The sequence below is a fragment of the Myxococcus sp. NMCA1 genome (assembly GCF_026810205.1).
Taxonomy (GTDB): domain Bacteria; phylum Myxococcota; class Myxococcia; order Myxococcales; family Myxococcaceae; genus Myxococcus; species Myxococcus xanthus_A.
On the sequence record NZ_CP113950.1, the window covers coordinates 4931815 to 4949503 of the forward strand.

Genomic DNA, 17689 nt, shown 5'->3' on the forward strand with positions numbered 1-17689 from the left:
GCGGACGCGCCTCACGGCCCCGGGGCGGGAGCCACCGGGGGAGCGGCCTGCTCCCCCGCCTTCCGCCGCGAGGCCAGCACCGTGGGCACGGCCAGCACCGCCATGGCGGCGACGACGAGCGCGGCGCCCACCAACTCCAAGGCCCCCGCGCCCGGCTGCCCCAGCGTGACGGACATCACCACCGTCGCGACCACTCCAGCGAGCACGCTGGACGCGCGGTTCACCGGCACGCAGAAGGCATTCTCCCGCCCGTCCAGGAGGATGAGGCCGCCGAAGATGCCGGTGGCCTGCGACAGCAGTCCCACGGCGATCTCGGAGACCAGGTGGCCTCGCGACAGGGCCCCGGTGAAGCCGTCGCGGATGTCACCCAGCACGCCATCGCCGCCGATGAGGGCCAGCACCGCCAGGGTGCCCACCAGCACTGGCGTGGCCACCATCTGCTCCTCCACGAAGTAGCGGATGGAGACCTCACGCTCGCCGGACTTGGCAAGCTGACTCATTGCGCGCAGCCGGAAGAAGTAGGCCGCCAGGTACACGCCCACGTCCACCGTTGCCAGGAGCGTCAACGTGGGGCTCACCGACGAGCCCGCGGCCACCGCCACCGCCGTGAAGCTCAAGCCCAAGGCCACCCATGAGGGCCAGCGCACCCGCCGTCCACTGAGGGCGTCCACCAGCGGCGCCAGGACGAGCACGCCGCCGCGCATCAACAGCATCATGAAGACGATGGACGCCCCCGGCAGGGTGTACGCCAGCGTCGTGGTGCCGATGATGGCCGCCGAGCAGAACCCCGACAGCAGCGTCCACCGCCCTGGTGCCGGCACCTGGAAGCCCCACACCTGGCGGTGCCCCGCGTGACGCCACCAGCGCATCCACGTGAGGAAGGCGAACATTCCCACCAGCGAGGCCGCGGTGCTCACCGGCAGGAGCGTGAAGCCGGAGATGCCCTCCCGCATGCCGGGCAAGGCGCCTCCGGACAGCGCCTTCGTCAGCGCGCTGTAGGGGGCATAGGCCACGAAGTAGCCCAGGGCGTACCCCCAGATGCTCAGGTCACGGACGTCATCATTTCGAAGGGGCGTGGCGGACAGGACGTGTTCCCGGGTGGGGTGTAGGGACAGGGTTGTGCAAGCCGCACGCCGGGCAGGTGGCTGGCGTGGGCACGCAATCGTTTCCAGACGGGCGCGTATGCAGCGGCGTCACGGCTTTCACAGGAGCCTCGCATGCGCTCGTCCCCCATTGCCACCCTGGCCCTCGGGCTCGCCCTCGCCACCCCTGCCTTCGCCGAGGACGACGCGAAGTCGCCCCAGAAGTGGAAGGTGGTGTGCGCCACGCAGTCGAAGGACGGAAGCCGCGCCGTCCAGGGCACGGACCTGATCATCGAAGCCGGTGAGAAGATGAAGGACGGCGTCGCCGTGGAGGGCAACGTCATCGTCCGCAAGGGCGCGGTGGTGGAGGACGTCGTCGCCATCCGGGGCCGCGTCATCGTTGAGTCCGGGGCCCGGGTGACGGGCAACGCGGTGTCCCTGGGCGGCGAGGTCCGCGTCCACAAGGGCGCCGCTGTCGAGGGGAACGCCATCGCCCTGGGGGGACGGCTGAAGGTGGATCAGGACGACGCGGTGAAGGGCGACAAGGTCAGCCTGTCCTTCGAGATTGGCGGCCGGGACATCGTGCGCGGCTTCATTGAAGACGCGCTCGACGAGGAGACCGGCTGCCACATCGTCGACGAGAGCGATAAGGACGTCTGAGTCACGCGGCGCTGGCCGGCCCCGGAGGCACGGCCGGCTCGGTGCCGGTGCGCGTCAGCGGCATCAGCGAAGCCCGCAGCGACAGGATCTGATCGCGGGCCAGGTTCTTCAGCGTCTCCACGTCCGCCAGCGTCATCCCCTTGGTGGAGATGGGCGTGCCCACCGTCACCAAACCGCGCGAGGTGGCGAAGCGCCAGGAGTGCTTCGGCAGCGCCCGCCGCGTCCCGCTCACCGCCAGGGGCAGCACGTCCGCCTGCGCCTCGATGGCCAGCCGGAACGCGCCGTCCTTGAATGGCAGCAGGTCATCCGTCTTCGAGCGCGTCCCTTCCGGGAAGATCATCACCGGCATGCCCTTGGCCAGCCACTGGCGGCACTTCGCCATGGCGCCCGTCGCCGAGTCGCGGTCGCCGCGGTGCACGGGGACGTCCCCCGCCATCCACATGCTCCAGCCCACCACGGGAATCTTGAAGAGGCTGGCCTTGCCCAGCCACTTCATCTCCCACGGCAGGTGCGAGATGAGGAACGGGTCCGCGTTGGACTCGTGGTTGCTCACGACCACCGTGTTCGGCGCGAGCTTGTCCGGCACCGGGCCGTGCACGCCGAAGCGCCAGAACGGCGTCAGCTTCGCCGCAGTGACGCCGATGAGCCGGAAGCAGCGCCCCGTCACGTGGCGCTTGTGGTCGAAGGCCCAGGTCAGGATGGCCAGCGACAGCTGCACACAGAAGCCAACCAGCGCCACCAGGCCAATCTCGATCCACGTCCAGATGGAGAGCAGTGCGTTCATGAGAGCCTCGAACAAGCGTCAGCGAACCGCGGGGTCCAGGTCCACGCTCACCGGACAGTGGTCCGAGCCGAGCACGTCCGGGTGGATGCCAGCCTTGCGCACGTAGGCCATGGCCGCTGGCGAGGCCAGGACATAGTCGATTCTCCAGCCGATATTCTTCTCCCGAACGCCGGCCCGCTGACTCCACCACGAATAGTGGCCCCCACCCTTGTTGAAGTGGCGGAAGGTGTCCACCCAGCCAGCGCGAATCCACCGGTCGAACTCCTCGCGCTCCTCGGGCCGGAAGCCGCTCGTCTCCCGGTTCTCCTTGGGCCGCGCCAGGTCGATTTCTTGATGCGCTGTGTTGAAGTCGCCCATCACCAGCACCCGGCCACCGTCGCGCAGGGGCTTCTCCAGCCGCTCGAAGAGGCGCTGGTAGAAGGTCAGCTTGTAGGGGATGCGGCTGAGGTCCCGGTCCTTCCCGTTGCCGTTGGGAAAGTAGCCGTTCACCACGGTGAGCTTGCCGAAGCGGGCAATCTGCAGGCGCCCTTCGACATCCAGCTCTCCCACGCCGAGCACCGTCACGACTTCATCGGGCTCCAGGCGGCTGTACAGTCCGACGCCGCTGTAGCCCGGCCGCTCCGCCGCAACGAAGTGCGTCTTCCACCGGGACGGTGAGCGCACCTCATCGGGAAGCTGGTCGGCGCGCGCGCGGACCTCCTGCAGACCAACGACTTGCGCCCGGCACCCCGCGAGCCAGGGCAAGAAGCCCTTGCGGTGCACCGAGCGCAGTCCGTTCACGTTCCACGAAACGACTCGCACGGGGAAGGCTTATGGCCCGCCCCGTGCGTCATTACCAGCCCCTACCGCACACACGGGCGGTAGGGGCGAACAGGCGACCTGCTACGGCTCCGCCGCGCTCGACGCGTTCTGCGGCTGACGCGTCGGACGGAGGATGAAGTCCGCCGAGTTGTCGTTCGAGTCGTGACCGTTGCCCTGCAGTTCGTCCGCGCCGCCGACGACCATCGTCGCCGCGGTCGACGCGGCCGAGGCCTTGCGCTCGTAGCTGCCCGCGACGGGCGGTACGGTGGCGATGCGCGTGCCCTCCGGCTGGTTGGCGTTGCTGCCGTAGCCCACCGTATCCACCACCAGCGGCGAGGTGATGGCGTCGGTCAGCGCCATCTCCGGGTAGCCCAGGCGCACATGGCCCGCGGAGCCGCCCATCGCGATGGTGCCACCCCAGTTCGCGTTACCCGTCACGGTGTTGCCCGACGAGCTCGCGTAGCCCGTCGACACCACCAGGAAGTAGCTGCGCGGCGCGATGACCGAGCCGGCGGGCAGCGCGAAGCTGCTGTTGTAGCCGGTGGTGCCCGTGGCGGACTTGTACTGGAGCTTCCAGCCTGAGATGTCCACCGCGCTCGACGTGGGGTTGTAGAGCTCGATGAACTCGTCGCCGGCGCCACCGGGGCCCGCGGGCGCGAACTCGCTGATGACGATGTGGCCCGTGCTGCTGCCGCCACCGCTCACCTGCACCGCCGCCGCGATGGACTGACCGTTCAGCGCGGCCACCAGCTGACCCTCGCCGCCCGTGCTGCCCGCGGTGAAGTCGAACTTGGCGGACAGGCTGTTGGCCGTCACCGTCACCGTCGCCGGCACCGTGCCGAGCGACGCGGGCTCCAGCGCGAGCTGGATGACCGTGTCCTGCGCCGGGGGAACGTCCAGCTCCACCGTGAAGCCCTGCGTCTGGCCAGCGCTCACCGAGATGACCTCGGGCGACAACGTGGCCAGCTCAGCGGCCTGATCCGCCGCCAGCACCCGGACCGTGGCCGCACGCGTGTCATTGCCCAGCGTGGCCGTCAGCGTCGCCTTGTCCGTCTCCGGATCCGCGGCCAGGTTCGCCGTCACCTGCACCGTGGCGGAGCGCTCACCCGGGGCGATGCGAACCAGACCACCCTGCACGTTCAGCACGGGGCTGGACGAAGCAACCTCCACCCAGACCTCCGCCGGAGCGTCCTCACGCAGACGCACCGTCAGCGCCTCGGGGAACGTCGCCCCCGTGGTGCCGGTGCGCGCGAAGGTGCCCGTCGGACCGAAGCTGTCCAGCGAGACCTGGACCGTGCCCGCGTCCGTACCGGCGTCAACGTCCGTGCCCGCGTCGGTGCCGGCGTCGTCCTCGCCCGTGCCCGCGTCGGTGCCGGCGTCGTCCTCGCCCGTGCCCGCGTCGGTGCCGGAGTCCGGCTCACCTGAACCACCGTCCTCCTCCGAACCCGCGTCCGGCTCGCCCGAGCCACCATCCTCGGTGGTGCCAGCGTCGTCCTCACCGGTGCCCGCGTCCTCGGTGGTGCCAGCGTCGTCCTCACCGGTGCCCGCGTCCTCGGTGGTGCCAGCGTCGTCCTCGACGATGCCGCCGTCCTCTTCACCGGTGCCGGCGTCATCCTCAGTGCCGGCATCCTCCCCGGTGCCCGCATCCGGCGTGGGGCGACGGCAGCTGTTGTCACAGCTGTCGTTGTTGTTTCGGTTGCCGTCGTCGCACGTCTCGCCAGCCTCGACGATGCCATTGCCGCAAACGGGCCTGGGTTCAGGGTCGTCGCCACATGCGGACATCAAAAGGAGCAGTGCGGACAGCGGCGCCAGCATCTGCCGGAAGGACCAGGGCATGGGTAAAATGTCTCCGTTGAAACTTGAAGAGCCCCCTGCATCCCATATCTGTCACCCGCGACGCAATCCAGGCGGCAGTTTCCGATTTCACTGGACCCAAACCTGGGTTCTGATCCTCCCAGCCTCCCCTCTTAGGACGGAGGCACCGGAGCGTGCTCCCCGACCTCATGGGGCGGCTCCAAGCCGTGGTCCACGAGGAAGACACGCACGGCCTCGGCGATCTCCGACCCGGCCTCCAGCAAGCCGGCGTGCCCCGCGTCATCCACCCGCATCCAATGTGCGTGCGGCATTGCGTCACGCATTCGTTCCATCTCTCCCAGCGGAACGAGCAAATCGTTGCTGGCGGCGACGATGAGCGTGGGCACCTGCACCGTCCTGGCCACGTCCCAGGAATGGCCCTCCACCATGCCCCGGAGGGTGTACCAGTAGGCCCTGGGGCTCATCCGGCGCAGGGCGAGCATGAACTCGTCGATGTCCGCCCGAGGCGCCCGGGCCCGGAGCGCCCCCACCATCCGCGCCAGGGGATAGGCGAAGCGGCTGGCCATCACCGCGTGCGCCACGGGCGCCGCCAGCGGCAGCGTGGGCGTGGCCAGCTTGAGCATGCCCCGGGTGGCGGCCAGGAACGCGCGGGCCCCCGCCGAGTCCGCCCCCGAGCCGAACGCCCCCGGCGCCCCGGCGATGAGCGTCATGGACGGAACCAGGTCCGGCCGCCGCCGGTACAGGTCCAGCAGGACGCGCACGCCCATGGAGAACGCCACATGGTGCGGCGGCCGCCCATCCCCCCGGGCCATCGCCGCCTCGGTGATGCGCTCCAGGTCATCCACGTGCACGCGAATCTGGTACCCGTCCCCCAGGGATTCATCGCTGCTGCCGTGGCCCCGGTAGTTCCAGTGCACCACCCGGTGGTCCTGCTCCAGGTTTCCCACCAGGTAACGCCAGAAGTTCTCCGAGGAGCCAATCCCGTTCGTCAGCAGCACCGTGGGGCGGGCCGCCAGCTCTGAGTCGGCGGTGGCCTCCCGGAGGTTGCCGAAGTGGGTATGCCAGGCGACCCGGGTACCATCCGGGGCAGTCACAAAGCGCGTGGTGCGACGGTAGGGCATGCCACCTCCCACCATGAGGCGCCCGGGCCGGGGGCGCAAGCATCAACCTGCCCTGACGGGCTCGTGCCGGGGTATGAGGGGGCGCCATGCTTTGCGTCGACGTGGAACGGTTCGATATCCGCCCTGCCCTGGCCCACTACGCCGAGCACGGCTACGCGAAGCTGGGCCGCGTGCTGGGGGACGAGGGCCTGGACGCGCTCCGCGAGCGAGCCGACGACCTGATGCTGGGCCGGGTCGTCCACCCGGGCCTCTTCTTCCAGCCGGACGCCACCACCGGCCGCTACGAGGACGCCCCCCTGGGGCTGGGCTGGCAGGGCCCCTCCCTGGACTACCGCAAGCTGGAGAAGCTGGAGAAGGACCCGCGCTTCCTGGCCTGGATGGAGAACCCGTTGTTCGAACGCATCGCCCGGGCGCTCATCCCCGGCGACATCGTCCTCTACCGCGCCATCCTCTTCCACAAGGGGCAGGCCGGCGGCAGCAACCTGCCCTGGCACCAGGATGGCGGCCGGCTGTGGGGGCTCACCCACGAACCGGAGCTGCAGGTCTGGACCGCGCTGGATGACGCCCCCGAGGACGGCGGCTGTCTGGAAGTCGTGCCGGGCAGCCACCGAGGGGGACTGGTGACGCCGCTGGGCGGGGTGATTCCTCCGGACGCGGTGGCGGCGGCCGACGCTGAATCCCGCGTCCTGTCCCTGCCGGTGCGCGCCGGCGAGGCCATCCTGGTCCACAACCACCTCTGGCACCGCTCCGGACGCGGGCGCCCCGGCTTGCGCCGCCGCGCCTTCTCCGCCTGCTACATGGACGCGGCCGTGCGCTGCCTGCGCAAGAAGAAGGCCCCCCGCGTCTTCCCGCCCATGTTCCGCCGCTGACCTCAGCCCACCAGGGGCATGCGCAGCGGCGGCTCCACCGGCTCCTTCGCGCGCCGCGCCACCGGCAGGGAGACTCGGAAGGTGCTGCCCCGTCCCTCCTCGCTCTCCACGGAGATGTCTCCACCGAAGCCGGTGACGATGCCGTGGCAGATGGACAGGCCCAGCCCCGTGCCCTCGCCCACCGGCTTGGTGGTGAAGAAGGGGTCGAAGATGCGGGCGCGCACCTCCGGCGGCATGCCCACGCCCGTGTCGCGCACCTCGATGATGACGCGGTCCCCGGCGGTCCGCAGGCTCAGCCGGACCTCGTGCTGCTCTGGCTGGCCTATCGGAATGGCCTGCGCGGCGTTGATGAGCAGGTTCAGGAACACCTGTCCGAAGCGGCCCTCGTTGCCCTCCACCAGCGGCACCTCGCGGTAGTCGCGGACGAGCTGCGCGCGCAGCTTCAGCTCGCTGCGCGCCAGGGTGATGGCCGACTCGAGCACCGCCTGCACGTTGACGGCGGTGGCCACCTCGTCATCGCCCCGGGAGAAGGTCCTCAAGTCCCGGACGATCTGCCGCACGCGGTGCGCGCCGTCGGTGGCCTCGCGCAGCACCTCCTCCAGCTCCGCCATGCGGCCCGACGGCAACTCCGGCGCCAGGGCGTGCAGCTCGCCCGCGAGGAACGACAGGTTGGAGAGGACGAAGGCCAGCGGGTTGTTGATTTCGTGCGCCACGCCCGCCGCCAGCGTGCCCACCGCCGCCAGCCGGTCCGACACCACGAGCTGCGCCTGCATGGCCTTGCGGTCGGTGACGTCCACCGCCACGCCCGCAAGCAGCCGCCGCCCCGAGCGCTCCCGCACGATGAAGCGGTAGGTGAGCCAGTGGCGCTCGGTGCCGTCGCGCGCGGGAATCATCGTCTCGGTGATGCTCTGCTTGCCGGATGTCAGCACCGCGTCGTCATCCCGGCGCGACTGCTCGGCGGAGGCCGCGGGCATCAACTCCACGTCGGACACGTTGGACATGTCCGCGCCCACCGGATAGCCGAAGAACCGGCTGTAGCGCGCGTTCACCCAGATGCGGCGGCCCCGCTCGTCCTTCATGAAGGCCACCGCGGGGATGTTGTCCATGAAGGACGCGAACAGCTCCTGCGACTCCTCCAGCGCGCCCATCGCCAGCGTGTTCTGCACCATCAACTCCTGGCGCGCCTGGGCCTCGGCCGCGTTGCCCATGGCCGCGCCGAGCAGACCCGCCATCAGCTCCAGCGTGCGCACGTCCCGGTCCTCGAACGTGTTCGGCCGCCGGCTGGTGACGTTGAGCGCGCCCACCGGACGGCCCTCGCGCCACAGCGGTACGCAAATCATCGACCGCGCGCCCACGTGGCGCAGCGCCATCACGTTGACCCGGACGTCCGCCTCCGAGTCATCCGTGCGCATCACCTCGCCCCGCAGCAGGCTGGCACCCGTGAGGCTGCCCTCCACCTTCAGCCGGAAGCCAATGAAGGGCGCCAGGCTGCCGGTGGCCACCAGGTAGGTCACCTCCTCCTCGGTGTCCGCCCCCAGCAGCGCCACCGCCGCGCCATCCGCGCCGCACAGCACCCGCGAGCGCTCGCACAGCAGCCGCATCAACTCGTCGAGCCCGTAGCCCGCCATCGCCACGTCCGACTGCATCTGGATGATGGAGGCCAGCCGCGCCACCTCGCCCCGCGCCTCCGCCTCGGACGTCCGCCGCTGACGTCGCGCCGCCACACGCCGCTCCAACAACACCCGCCGTGAGCGCACCTGTACCGGGGTGAAGGGCTCCACCAGGAACTCGTCCACGCCCGCGGCCAGCAGCGGCTCGAGCGCCGCGTCGGTGCCGTCCCGCGCCAACCCCAGCACCAGCGGATCCTCGGGACGGGCCCGCGTCCGCAACGCGTCCAGCCAGCGCGCGTCCTCCACCAGGTCCGCCGCGTCCACCACCAGCACGTCCACGGGCCCGTGCCCCAGCGCCGCGCCGGCTTCCACCAGGTCGGCGGTGCTGAACACGGCCTGACCCTGGCGCCGCAGCTCCTCCGCCACGGGGTGCCGGTCATCAGTGGTGAGACACAGGAACTTCATCCAGTCGTCCTGCTCCGTGGCCCCAAACACACGGGGTGAAAAATACTATGATTCTGTAGCACGGCATTTCCAGCCGGGGGCGTCCTGATAGGTGGGGGTCAGGTACACCCCATGCCCGGTGGAAACATTCCGGCCGGAGGGCAAACGGGTGGCCACCGGGTGGCGCCAGGACGCTATCCTCCGCGCGTGCCGGGCATCCCTGGAGTCGTGGTCGCCGAGCAGCCGCACTACCTGCCGTGGGTGGACTTCCACGAGCAGCTGGCCCGCGCGGGGACCTTCGTCGTGCTGGACAACGTGCAGTGGCTGCGGCGCGGCTGGCAGCGGCGCACGCGGGTGGCCCTGCCCCACAACGTCCCCCTGCCCCCGCCCACGGAGCCCGGGTTCCAGTGGATGTCCATCCCCTTGGAGGACCCCCACCGGGACACCCTCATCAAGGACCTGGCGGTGGATGCCCGTCAGCCCTGGGCCCGCGAGCACCTGCGCACGCTGGTGTCGCTGTACGCGAAGCGGCCCTACTTCGCTTCGCAGGTATTGCCCCGGCTGGAGCCCTTCTATGACGCGGCGGCGCGCGAGTCGGGCCCCGGTTCGCTGCTGCGGGTGCTGCTGGCGAGCATGGCGCTCTTCAATGAGCCGCTAGGCCTGACGCCGAACCTGGTCCTGGCATCCACCTTGGACAAGCAGGGCGAGGACAAGTCGGCCCGGTTGGTGGCGTACTGCCGGCAGCTGGGCGCGCACACGTACTACTCGGGGTTGGGCTCGTCCCTGTACCTCCAGGTGGGCCTGTTCCGGGACGTGGACGTGCGCGTGCTGTGGCAGCGCTTCCGCCATCCCGAATATGCGCAGGGCCGCCCGGGCCGCTTCGTCCACGGCATGTCGTTGGTGGACGTGCTGGCCAACGTGCCGGTGGACGAGGTGCGCCAGTGGCTGGAGCCTTCGCCTTGGGGACCGTTCGCGCCCCGGCCCCCGGGCGAATGAGGGTGCCTCAGCCCGCGGAGGCCGACGTCCCCGCCGGCTTGTCCTTGTCGAAGCGCACGAAGTAGCCACGCACGGCGGAATCCAGGAGCTCGGTCGTCAGGCGCGGCTCCAGGCCCTGGTAGTGCGCCATGTCGATGACCTGATCCAACAAGTCACGCGGCTGGCAGGCGGCGAACGGACGCCCCACCGGGCGGTAGTGCGCGTCGATGAGGTAGTCCACCGCCGCCGCGTTGTAGGGCACGCCGCGCTTGCGGCACATGACCTGGAAGATGTCGTGGAACTGCTCCTCGTCCGGGCGCTGCACCTCCAGCTTGTAGCGGACGCGGCGCAGGAAGGCGTCGTCCACGAGGTCGCTGGGGTCCAGGTTGGTGGAGAAGGCGGCGAACACGTCGAAGGGCACCTGCAGCTTCTTGCCGGTGTGCAGGGTGAGCATGTCGATGTCGCTCTCCAGCGGGACGATCCACCGGTTGAGCAGGTCCTTGGGGGACACCTTCTGCCGGCCGAAGTCGTCGATGAGGAGCATGCCGTTGCTCGCCTTCATCTGGAACGGCGCCTCGTAGTACTTCACCTCCGGCGAGTACACGAGGTCCAGCATCTCCAGCGTCAGCTCACCGCCCACGACGACGAGCGGACGCCGGCAACGCACCCAGCGCCGGTCATACGGCGGCGAGCCGGGCTCGTCCTCCACCACCTTGTGGAGGTTGGCGTCGAAGATGCGCACCACGAAGTCGTCGATGAGGATGGCGTGGGGGATGAAGATGTCCCCGTCGAAGCAGTTCACCATGCCCTGGCAGATGGCCGTCTTGCCGTTGCCCGGGGGCCCGTAGAAGAAGATGGCGCGGCCGGAGTTCATCGCCGGACCGATGCCGTCGAAGATGTAGTCCTTGATGATGAGGTCGCCGAACTTGTCCTGCATGCGCGCGCGGGTGATGCGGTTGCCGCGCACGGTCTGCTTCTTCACGGCGGCCGCCCACTCCAGGAAGGGCACGGGCGCGGGGCCGTTGTAGCGGTTGCGGTCGAGCACCTGCCGCAGCACGTCCGTCACGAACGTGGTGAGCTGGTAGATCATCGTCGACTTGCCCACGCCCGAGCCGCCACCGCCGCGGATGTCGACGTACTTCTGGCGGCGCAGGCCTTCGATGACGTCGTCCACCAGCGCGGAGGGCAGTTGGAGGCGCGCGGCGATGTCCATGCCGCGCATCTCACCGGCGAAGAAGAGCGCCTTGAGGACCAGCTCTTCCACGAAGGTGGTGTTGAGGCCCGTCTCGAGCAGGGTGCGCGGCTGGGCGGGCCAGAAGCGGTCGCCCTGGCTGACACCGCCCTCCTCTCCCGGCCGCCGGGGCGCCCGGCGGTCGGGGCCGTTGTACTGCGCGCTGGCGGCGGTGCCGCGCCGGTCCGGGCCCGAGTACTGGGACGGCCCGGGCCCGCGTCGCTCACGGGGTTCCGGCGGGGCGACGATGACGGACGGCAGTGTGGCCGGGGCCGGCGGCGGAGCACGGCGGTCCGACGGCGAGGACGAGGCGCGGCGCTCGGTGGGGAAGTCGGGCTCGTCCGGCTCCGGCGGCAGCGCGGGACGTGAGCCCGTGACGGCGCCCGGGGGACGCGGCGGGAGCGCAGCGGTCGCCCCCGTGCCACCGACGCGCGGGCGAGGAGGCCCCGACAGCACCGGCGTGGGCGCCGCGGGCGGCACCACGGCCGTTTCCACGGGGGTGACGCTGCGGCTGGACTCGTCGCTCGACGAGCCGGAGTCCGGGGATGGCGGTCGCCTGAACAGGGACATGCGGTGCTCGCTCCAGGGTGTTCGCGCCGGAGCCTACCGCATCGGTCCGGTTTGGACGAAACGGAGTTACGGATGAAACGGGGACTTCCGGATGAATGTCCGGGCACGCGCGTCGCTATGGAGTGCATGCCCGTTCGCCGGGACGCCCAAACACGACCGTGCTCGCCGTGCCCCTGGCAGACAGGCATTGGCGAGTGTTTCATGAAGCAGAACAAATTGAAAAACACTGAACGCCGGTGTGCCTGTCAGCCACCTCGACGATAGTGCGCGCGCACCCCCATCCTTCGCACTGGAGGTCTTCGTGAAGCGACTTCTGTCCGTCCTCGCCCTGCCCCTGCTGCTGCTCGGAACCACCGCGGCGGCGCAGACGACGCCCACCCTCACGTTCCACGGCAACTGGACCATCAACCAGTCGGAGGTGCTGACCGAGGGGGGCCAGGTGCAGGTCGTCTACAGCACCGCGCGCCTGCCGCAGTGCCGCGTCAACAACCCCGACGGCAGCCCCGCGTGGAGCATCACCGGCCACTACCGCATCAACGGCTCCGCGCCGGCCAGCTTCGATGTGGCGGGCGCGCCCGTCACCGGCAATGGACCGACGCTGGACTTGCAGGAGCAGGGCCTGCTGGAGCTGTGGTTCCTCGTGTCCAGCCCGGGCTGTGAGCACTACGACTCCAACTACGGCAACAACTTCCCGTTCAACGTCCTGGAGGACAGCGCCACGCCCACGGCGACGCTCGTGTTCCAGCAGGACTGGGTGGAGTACGTGGTGGGCACGCCCCGCCGGGGCCAGCCCTTCGTCGTGGACTATGACATCGCGCGCCTGCCCGAGTGCCGGCTGCTCTACAACGGCGCGCCCACGTGGGACGTGGGTGTGCGCTGGCGCTTCAACAACGGGGTGACGGGCGAGAAGAGCGTCACCACCACCAGCGGCTATACGCGCACGGGCACGCCCGTCACCATCATCCCTCCCGCCGGGGCCACCTCCGTGCAGCTCTGGTTCGAGAACTGGGACCGCGGCACCTGCCGCCGCTGGGACTCCGACTACGGGGCGAACTACACGTTCAACCTGCAGCCGTAGGCCGTCTGGCAGCACCACCCACGTTCCGGCCCGGATGCCCTCGCACCACGAGACGCGCCCAGGCCGGAACGTGGGTGCTACCTTTGGCGCATGAGTTTCTTCCAGGAACCGCCGAGGCTGGGCAATCAGTACGACGACGATGCGCTGCTCCAGAGCTACCTGGCACGCACCCTCCCCGAGGACCTGCGGCGCGCGTTGACGGATGAGTTCCGCGAGCTGGGTGAGCTGGGTGGGGATTACTTCTACCGCTTCCAGCTCCGCGACCGGCTGAACGAGCCGGAGCTGACCCAATGGGATGCGTGGGGCCACCGCGTCGACCACATCGAGGTGTCACCGCTGTGGAAGGAAGCCGAGGCCCTGGCCGCGCGGCGCGGACTGGTGGCCACGGCCTACGAGCAGAAGAACGCCGAGCTCAGCCGCGTCCACCAGTTCATCCTCAACTACCTCGTGCAGGCGTCGCTGGACGTGTACTCGTGCCCGCTGGCGATGACGGACGGCGCGGCGCGCTCGTTGCTCACGCTGGGCAACACGGCGCTCATCGACCGCGCCCTGCCCCACCTGACGTCCCGGGACCCGGCCACGGCGTGGACGTCCGGTCAGTGGATGACGGAGCGCACCGGCGGCTCGGACGTGGGCCTCACGCAGACGGTGGCCCGGCAGACCCCGGAGGGCTGGCGGCTGTCTGGTACGAAGTGGTTCACCTCCGCGACGACGGCGCAGATGGCGCTCACGCTGGCGCGTCCGGAAGGCAACGGCCCCGGAGGCAAGGGCCTGGCCCTGTTCTACGTGGAGACGCGCGACGCGGCCGGAAGGCTCAATGGCATCCAGATCAACCGGCTCAAAGACAAACTGGGAACGCGCAAGGTGCCCACGGCGGAGCTGTCATTGGATGGCACGCTGGCCATTCCCGTGGCGGGGCTGACGGATGGCATCCGGAACATGGCGTGGATGCTGAATGTGACACGCACCTGGAACGCGGTGGGCTCCGCATGGGGCATGCGCCGGGCGCTGGCCCTGGCCCGGGACTATGCCCAGCGGCGGGTGCAGTTCGGCGCGAAGCTGGCGGACAAGCCGCTGCACATGGACACCCTGGCGGGGCTGGAGGCGGAGTTCCAGGCGGGGTTCCTGCTGGCCTTCCGCGCCGTGGAGCTGCTGGGCCGCATGGAGGCGAAGGTGGCCACCGAGCAGGAGCTGCTCCTACAGCGGCTGGTGACGCCCCTGGCGAAGCTGACCACCGGCCGGCAGGTGGTGCACGTCACCTCCGAAGTCACGGAGGCCTTTGGCGGCGCGGGCTACGTGGAAGACACGGGCATTCCGCGGCTCCAGGCCGACGCCCAGGTGCTGTCCATCTGGGAAGGCACCACGAACGTCCTCTCCTTGGACACCCTGCGCGCCCTGGCGAAGGAAGGCGCGTTGGAGGCGTTCTTCCACGAGGTGGAGGGCCGTCTGGGCCAGGCCCGGGACGCGGGCCTGCGGCCCTGTGTCGACGCGGCCCAGGGCGCGCTGGAGCACGCGCGGGCCTGGGTGGCCGGTGCCATGGAGGACCCCGCCACCCTGGAGGCTGGCGCCCGGCGCTTCTCGCTGACGCTGGGACGGACGCTGGAGCTGGCCTTGCTCTGCGCCCATGCGCAGTGGTGTCTGGACCATGGCCACGGCCCCCGGAGCAAGGCGGCGGCACGGCGCTTCGCCTCGCACGGCGTGGACCTCATCCAACCGGCCGCGAGCCTGGAGGATGTCCGGCTATTGACCTGAGGTGTCGCATCCGACACCAGCCCAAAACAACACGACACATCAAAACAGCCTCAATCATTTACACGCAATTCCTATCCCAGGGGCCGCCCGGCCCCTCCCTCCGGGGCAGGCGCCCTTGAAGGCATACGGGCGTCGGATCACAGACGACGCCCCTCCCCTCACGCTGAGCCCGCACTTCACCTGCCCACTCCCAGACGCGGCGCCTGTGTAACACATCACGCTTCAACGGGAGACCTGACCGGCCAAAGACATACTCGTAAAAAAGCAGAAAAAACCAGCTGCGAAATGCATCCATCATCTCGAATCATGCTCACCATGCACACGATGCAATGGCGAAGCTTGGACGAGATGATGGGGGGGCTCAGACCACCAGAGAACTGCTGCCTCGAGCAGCTCTCGCGGGACTCCGTCGATCAGGTCACTGCGCTTCTGGGGAAGTGGTACCCGGACATCCGGGTCGGCACGGAGAGCCGGCACCTGGAGCCCTCTTTCTATGAGCAGTATGTCTGTATCCAGGGCGAGTCTCCGGATCGGCCGGTGTATGCGATTCTGGGAAGGGATCGGGACACCCAGGAAATCATCGGGCTGCTGACGCTGGAGAAGAACGCTCGCGGCCTGCAGTTGTCCGCCGCGATGGGGGCCGTTGAACCCTCTCAGCGAGGCCTGGGCCTGGGCCAGTTTGGTATCTCCCTGCTGGAGCAGGTGGGCCGCAACATCGGCGCCGAGGTCGTCCTCTATTACTCCACCCTGAAGATGGCCCGGGCGCAGCGCAACGCCGAGCACCGCGGCTTCAAGCTGGTGGGACTGGTGCCCGCGTTCGATGTGGACGCCATCGCGCCCAACACGGTGAAGCGCGTCTACGAGGCCATCTACGCGAAGGTGCTCGTCGGTCCGGAGAAGATCCACCTCCCCGACTGGAATGCCCTCATCCCCACCACGCGCGCGCTGTACACGCATCTCTTTGGCCAGCACCCGGCCGCCGCCACCCTGGAGCACATGAACGCCGTCTCCGTTCCTACCTCGGCACCGATGCCCATCTCCGCGCCCGAGGCCCGTCATGGTTGAGGTCCGCACCTTCGAGGGCGACGCGAAGGAAGCGTCCCAGTTCATCAACAGCGTCTGGCAGCGCACCTACGGCGCGAAGATGGGATTGACGATCTGGGACGAGCGTTTCTTCGACTGGCTGCTCTTCAGCAATCCCCTGGCGGACCGGGACTATCTGCTGGGGGCGTATTCGAAGGGCAAGCTGGTGGGAGCCTTCCTGGCAGAGCCGGCGAAGATCCAGCTCGGCCAGCGGCAGGTGGATGGCACCTACGGGAGTTGGGTCAGCGTGGCACCCGAGAGCCGGGGCCAGGGGATTGGCATCAAGCTGTCGGACACCATGCAGGCACGCCACCGCGAGCGTGGCGCCGCGCTCACCTTGAGCTGCGTGGCCGACGGCACCCTGGGCCAGGGCTTCTGGGGCCGGCGGAGCCACACGCGCTACCTCAACGACCTGGGCATGTGGCTGCACATCTTCAACGCGGAGAAGGCGGTCCGCTGGTCGCTGAGCGCCACCGAGCGCGCGTTCCTCACCCTCACGCGTCCGCTCCACCACCGGGGCTTCCTGGCGGCGCGCACCGACGGCATCCGGGCCTACCAACCCCGGGACCTGCCGCAGTGCATGGCCCTGGTCCAGAAGATGATGCGGCCGGTGAACCTGGGCTACGCCTACACCTCGGAGCGACTGGCCCACCAGCTCCAGTTCCGTGACATCCCGCGCACCTTCGTCCTGGAGCGAGACGGCGTCATCCAAGGCATGGTCAACTACTACACCCTCCAGATGACGGCCCGAGGCCTCCTGACGACGGGACTGGTGGACCTGCTCGCCTTCCAGGACGGGCTGCCCTTTTCGGAGCAACGGCGGCTGCTGTGGGTGGCCATGCAGGACATGGTGGCCCAAGGGGCCGACTGCGCCGCGATGCTGCGCAGCCCGTGTACGCCCACGCACCTGATGCTGCGCTCCGGGTGGTTGCCATTCCCCGGGGGCTCCCGGGTGACGTGCCTGCTCACCACCCCCGACGTGGAGCTGCCCGCCTCTCCCCGGGTGTTCATGCACCTGCGCTGAGGCAGCGCGCGCGAAGCTGAAGCCCTGTGCTTCAGCGCAGCCAGGAGAAGGCGCGCTCGAGCGGAGCCACACCCTCATCGAGGTAGCAGCGGCCGTGCGCGAGGAGCACCCGACGAGGCTGCCATGCCATCATCTGCTGGTAGCAGGCGCGCGCCTGCGCGGTCCGGCCCCAGGTCGTCACCCGCACCTCGCGTGGCGTCTGCCCCGGCCACATCGTCCCGCCGAGCGTCAGCAGCCATCTCAAGCGAGGCCGGAGACGCTCGGGCTCCAACGCCATGACCAGGTCCGCGAGAATCAAGGTCGAGGACGCACCGTGGAAGAACACCACCTCTTCCACGAAGCGGCTGCCCCGGAAGATGAGCTGGCCCAACTCCGTGGACCAGGCCGAGGGCGCGGCGTCGTCGAGGTCGGCATCGAATGGGACGTCAATCTGCTGGGAGCGCGCCCGTTCGCGAACGCCCGGAGACGCCCAGGCCGTCGCGCGCGGATAGCGTGCCTTCCAGGCCGGAATGCCCGCGTAGTGGAACCGGTTCGGAGAGACGAGATGTTCCACCGGGCCGAGTGCGTCGACCTGTTCGAACAACTCGGGCGTTGGTGCCGTGGGCGACCAGAGCCACAAGCCTCCCGAACCCAGGCGAGCGATGACCATGCGCGTCGGGAACGGCAGGGAGACGGGGCCCACGCGCATCCTCGCCACCGGCCCGTCCACCCACCAGACACCGTCCGTGACCGGCTTGAGGGTGGAAAGCGGCACATAGGGACGCACCCCATCGTTCCATTCGAGGCCAGC

General features: G+C 69.5%; 15 protein-coding genes. 7 read left to right on the forward strand and 8 right to left on the reverse strand.

From position 1 onward, the window contains the following. Positions 1-11 precede the first annotated feature (11 nt). Positions 12-1013 (reverse strand): hypothetical protein, encoded by a 1002-nt coding sequence (locus OZ403_RS20480; protein WP_237080518.1) that lies wholly within the window; start codon positions 1011-1013, stop codon positions 12-14. Positions 1014-1217: 204 nt separating this feature from the next. On the opposite strand from OZ403_RS20480, the gene OZ403_RS20485 reads away from it, so the two are divergent. Next, complete coding sequence (locus tag OZ403_RS20485; RefSeq protein ID WP_140792195.1) at positions 1218-1742, forward strand: hypothetical protein; 525 nt, start codon at positions 1218-1220, stop codon at positions 1740-1742. Position 1743: 1 nt separating this feature from the next. Here the strand turns inward: OZ403_RS20485 and OZ403_RS20490 are convergent, their stop codons facing one another. The 4 genes from OZ403_RS20490 to OZ403_RS20505 all read right to left on the reverse strand — a co-directional run bounded on the left by OZ403_RS20490 (position 1744) and on the right by OZ403_RS20505 (position 6263). Next, the gene (locus OZ403_RS20490; protein ID WP_171410137.1) at positions 1744-2526 is read right to left on the reverse strand and encodes a lysophospholipid acyltransferase family protein; all 783 of its coding nucleotides are present in this window, start codon (positions 2524-2526) and stop codon (positions 1744-1746) included. A gap of 18 nt (positions 2527-2544) precedes the next feature. Further along, complete coding sequence (locus OZ403_RS20495; protein ID WP_140792199.1) at positions 2545-3327, reverse strand: exodeoxyribonuclease III; 783 nt, start codon at positions 3325-3327, stop codon at positions 2545-2547. An 81-nt stretch (positions 3328-3408) separates the two neighbouring features. Next, the gene (locus OZ403_RS20500) at positions 3409-5163 is read right to left on the reverse strand and encodes a lamin tail domain-containing protein (RefSeq protein WP_140798601.1); all 1755 of its coding nucleotides are present in this window, start codon (positions 5161-5163) and stop codon (positions 3409-3411) included. Between the two features lie 131 nt (positions 5164-5294). After that, positions 5295-6263, reverse strand: coding sequence for an alpha/beta fold hydrolase (locus tag OZ403_RS20505; RefSeq protein ID WP_140792203.1), 969 nt, complete (start codon positions 6261-6263; stop codon positions 5295-5297). Positions 6264-6349: 86 nt separating this feature from the next. Here OZ403_RS20505 and OZ403_RS20510 point away from each other — a divergent pair, with 86 nt between their 5' ends. Further along, positions 6350-7132 carry a phytanoyl-CoA dioxygenase family protein gene (locus tag OZ403_RS20510; protein ID WP_140792205.1) on the forward strand — a complete coding sequence of 261 codons (783 nt, stop codon included), beginning with the start codon at positions 6350-6352 and terminating at the stop codon, positions 7130-7132. 2 nt (positions 7133-7134) lie between these two features. Here the strand turns inward: OZ403_RS20510 and OZ403_RS20515 are convergent, their stop codons facing one another. Next, positions 7135-9207: an ATP-binding protein gene (locus OZ403_RS20515; RefSeq protein WP_268781518.1), complete on the reverse strand. Its 2073-nt coding sequence runs from the start codon at positions 9205-9207 to the stop codon at positions 7135-7137. A 186-nt stretch (positions 9208-9393) separates the two neighbouring features. Between OZ403_RS20515 and OZ403_RS20520 the strand changes: the two genes are divergently transcribed. Further along, complete coding sequence (locus tag OZ403_RS20520; RefSeq protein ID WP_237081962.1) at positions 9394-10182, forward strand: WbqC family protein; 789 nt, start codon at positions 9394-9396, stop codon at positions 10180-10182. Positions 10183-10189: 7 nt separating this feature from the next. Here OZ403_RS20520 and OZ403_RS20525 read toward each other — a convergent pair whose 3' ends face one another. Further along, positions 10190-11962: an ATPase gene (locus OZ403_RS20525; RefSeq protein ID WP_140792209.1), complete on the reverse strand. Its 1773-nt coding sequence runs from the start codon at positions 11960-11962 to the stop codon at positions 10190-10192. A 301-nt stretch (positions 11963-12263) separates the two neighbouring features. Between OZ403_RS20525 and OZ403_RS20530 the strand changes: the two genes are divergently transcribed. From OZ403_RS20530 to OZ403_RS20545, 4 genes are all read left to right on the forward strand, one after another. Next, positions 12264-13040 (forward strand): DUF6209 family protein, encoded by a 777-nt coding sequence (locus OZ403_RS20530; RefSeq protein ID WP_237081375.1) that lies wholly within the window; start codon positions 12264-12266, stop codon positions 13038-13040. Positions 13041-13130: 90 nt separating this feature from the next. After that, on the forward strand, positions 13131-14792 hold the full coding sequence (locus OZ403_RS20535; RefSeq protein ID WP_140798603.1) for an acyl-CoA dehydrogenase family protein: 1662 nt from the start codon (positions 13131-13133) through the stop codon (positions 14790-14792). 306 nt (positions 14793-15098) lie between these two features. After that, positions 15099-15857, forward strand: a complete 759-nt coding sequence (locus OZ403_RS20540) for a hypothetical protein (protein WP_140792215.1) — start codon at positions 15099-15101, stop codon at positions 15855-15857. After that, positions 15850-16899 carry a GNAT family N-acetyltransferase gene (locus tag OZ403_RS20545; RefSeq protein ID WP_268781520.1) on the forward strand — a complete coding sequence of 350 codons (1050 nt, stop codon included), beginning with the start codon at positions 15850-15852 and terminating at the stop codon, positions 16897-16899. The genes OZ403_RS20540 and OZ403_RS20545 overlap by 8 nt, the downstream gene beginning before the upstream one ends. A gap of 31 nt (positions 16900-16930) precedes the next feature. Here the strand turns inward: OZ403_RS20545 and OZ403_RS20550 are convergent, their stop codons facing one another. After that, positions 16931-17665 (reverse strand): DUF4336 domain-containing protein, encoded by a 735-nt coding sequence (locus OZ403_RS20550; RefSeq protein WP_237080519.1) that lies wholly within the window; start codon positions 17663-17665, stop codon positions 16931-16933. Positions 17666-17689 lie beyond the last annotated feature (24 nt).

Coding starts and splice junctions, on each gene's coding strand:
- OZ403_RS20515 (WP_268781518.1), bottom strand. CDS start 9,207: ATGAAGTTCCTGTGTCTCACCACTGATGACCGGCACCCCGTGGCGGAG.
- OZ403_RS20490 (WP_171410137.1), bottom strand. CDS start 2,526: ATGAACGCACTGCTCTCCATCTGGACGTGGATCGAGATTGGCCTGGTG.
- OZ403_RS20485 (WP_140792195.1), top strand. CDS start 1,218: ATGCGCTCGTCCCCCATTGCCACCCTGGCCCTCGGGCTCGCCCTCGCC.
- OZ403_RS20540 (WP_140792215.1), top strand. CDS start 15,099: ATGCTCACCATGCACACGATGCAATGGCGAAGCTTGGACGAGATGATG.
- OZ403_RS20545 (WP_268781520.1), top strand. CDS start 15,850: ATGGTTGAGGTCCGCACCTTCGAGGGCGACGCGAAGGAAGCGTCCCAG.
- OZ403_RS20505 (WP_140792203.1), bottom strand. CDS start 6,263: ATGCCCTACCGTCGCACCACGCGCTTTGTGACTGCCCCGGATGGTACC.
- OZ403_RS20535 (WP_140798603.1), top strand. CDS start 13,131: ATGAGTTTCTTCCAGGAACCGCCGAGGCTGGGCAATCAGTACGACGAC.
- OZ403_RS20510 (WP_140792205.1), top strand. CDS start 6,350: ATGCTTTGCGTCGACGTGGAACGGTTCGATATCCGCCCTGCCCTGGCC.
- OZ403_RS20525 (WP_140792209.1), bottom strand. CDS start 11,962: ATGTCCCTGTTCAGGCGACCGCCATCCCCGGACTCCGGCTCGTCGAGC.
- OZ403_RS20500 (WP_140798601.1), bottom strand. CDS start 5,163: ATGCCCTGGTCCTTCCGGCAGATGCTGGCGCCGCTGTCCGCACTGCTC.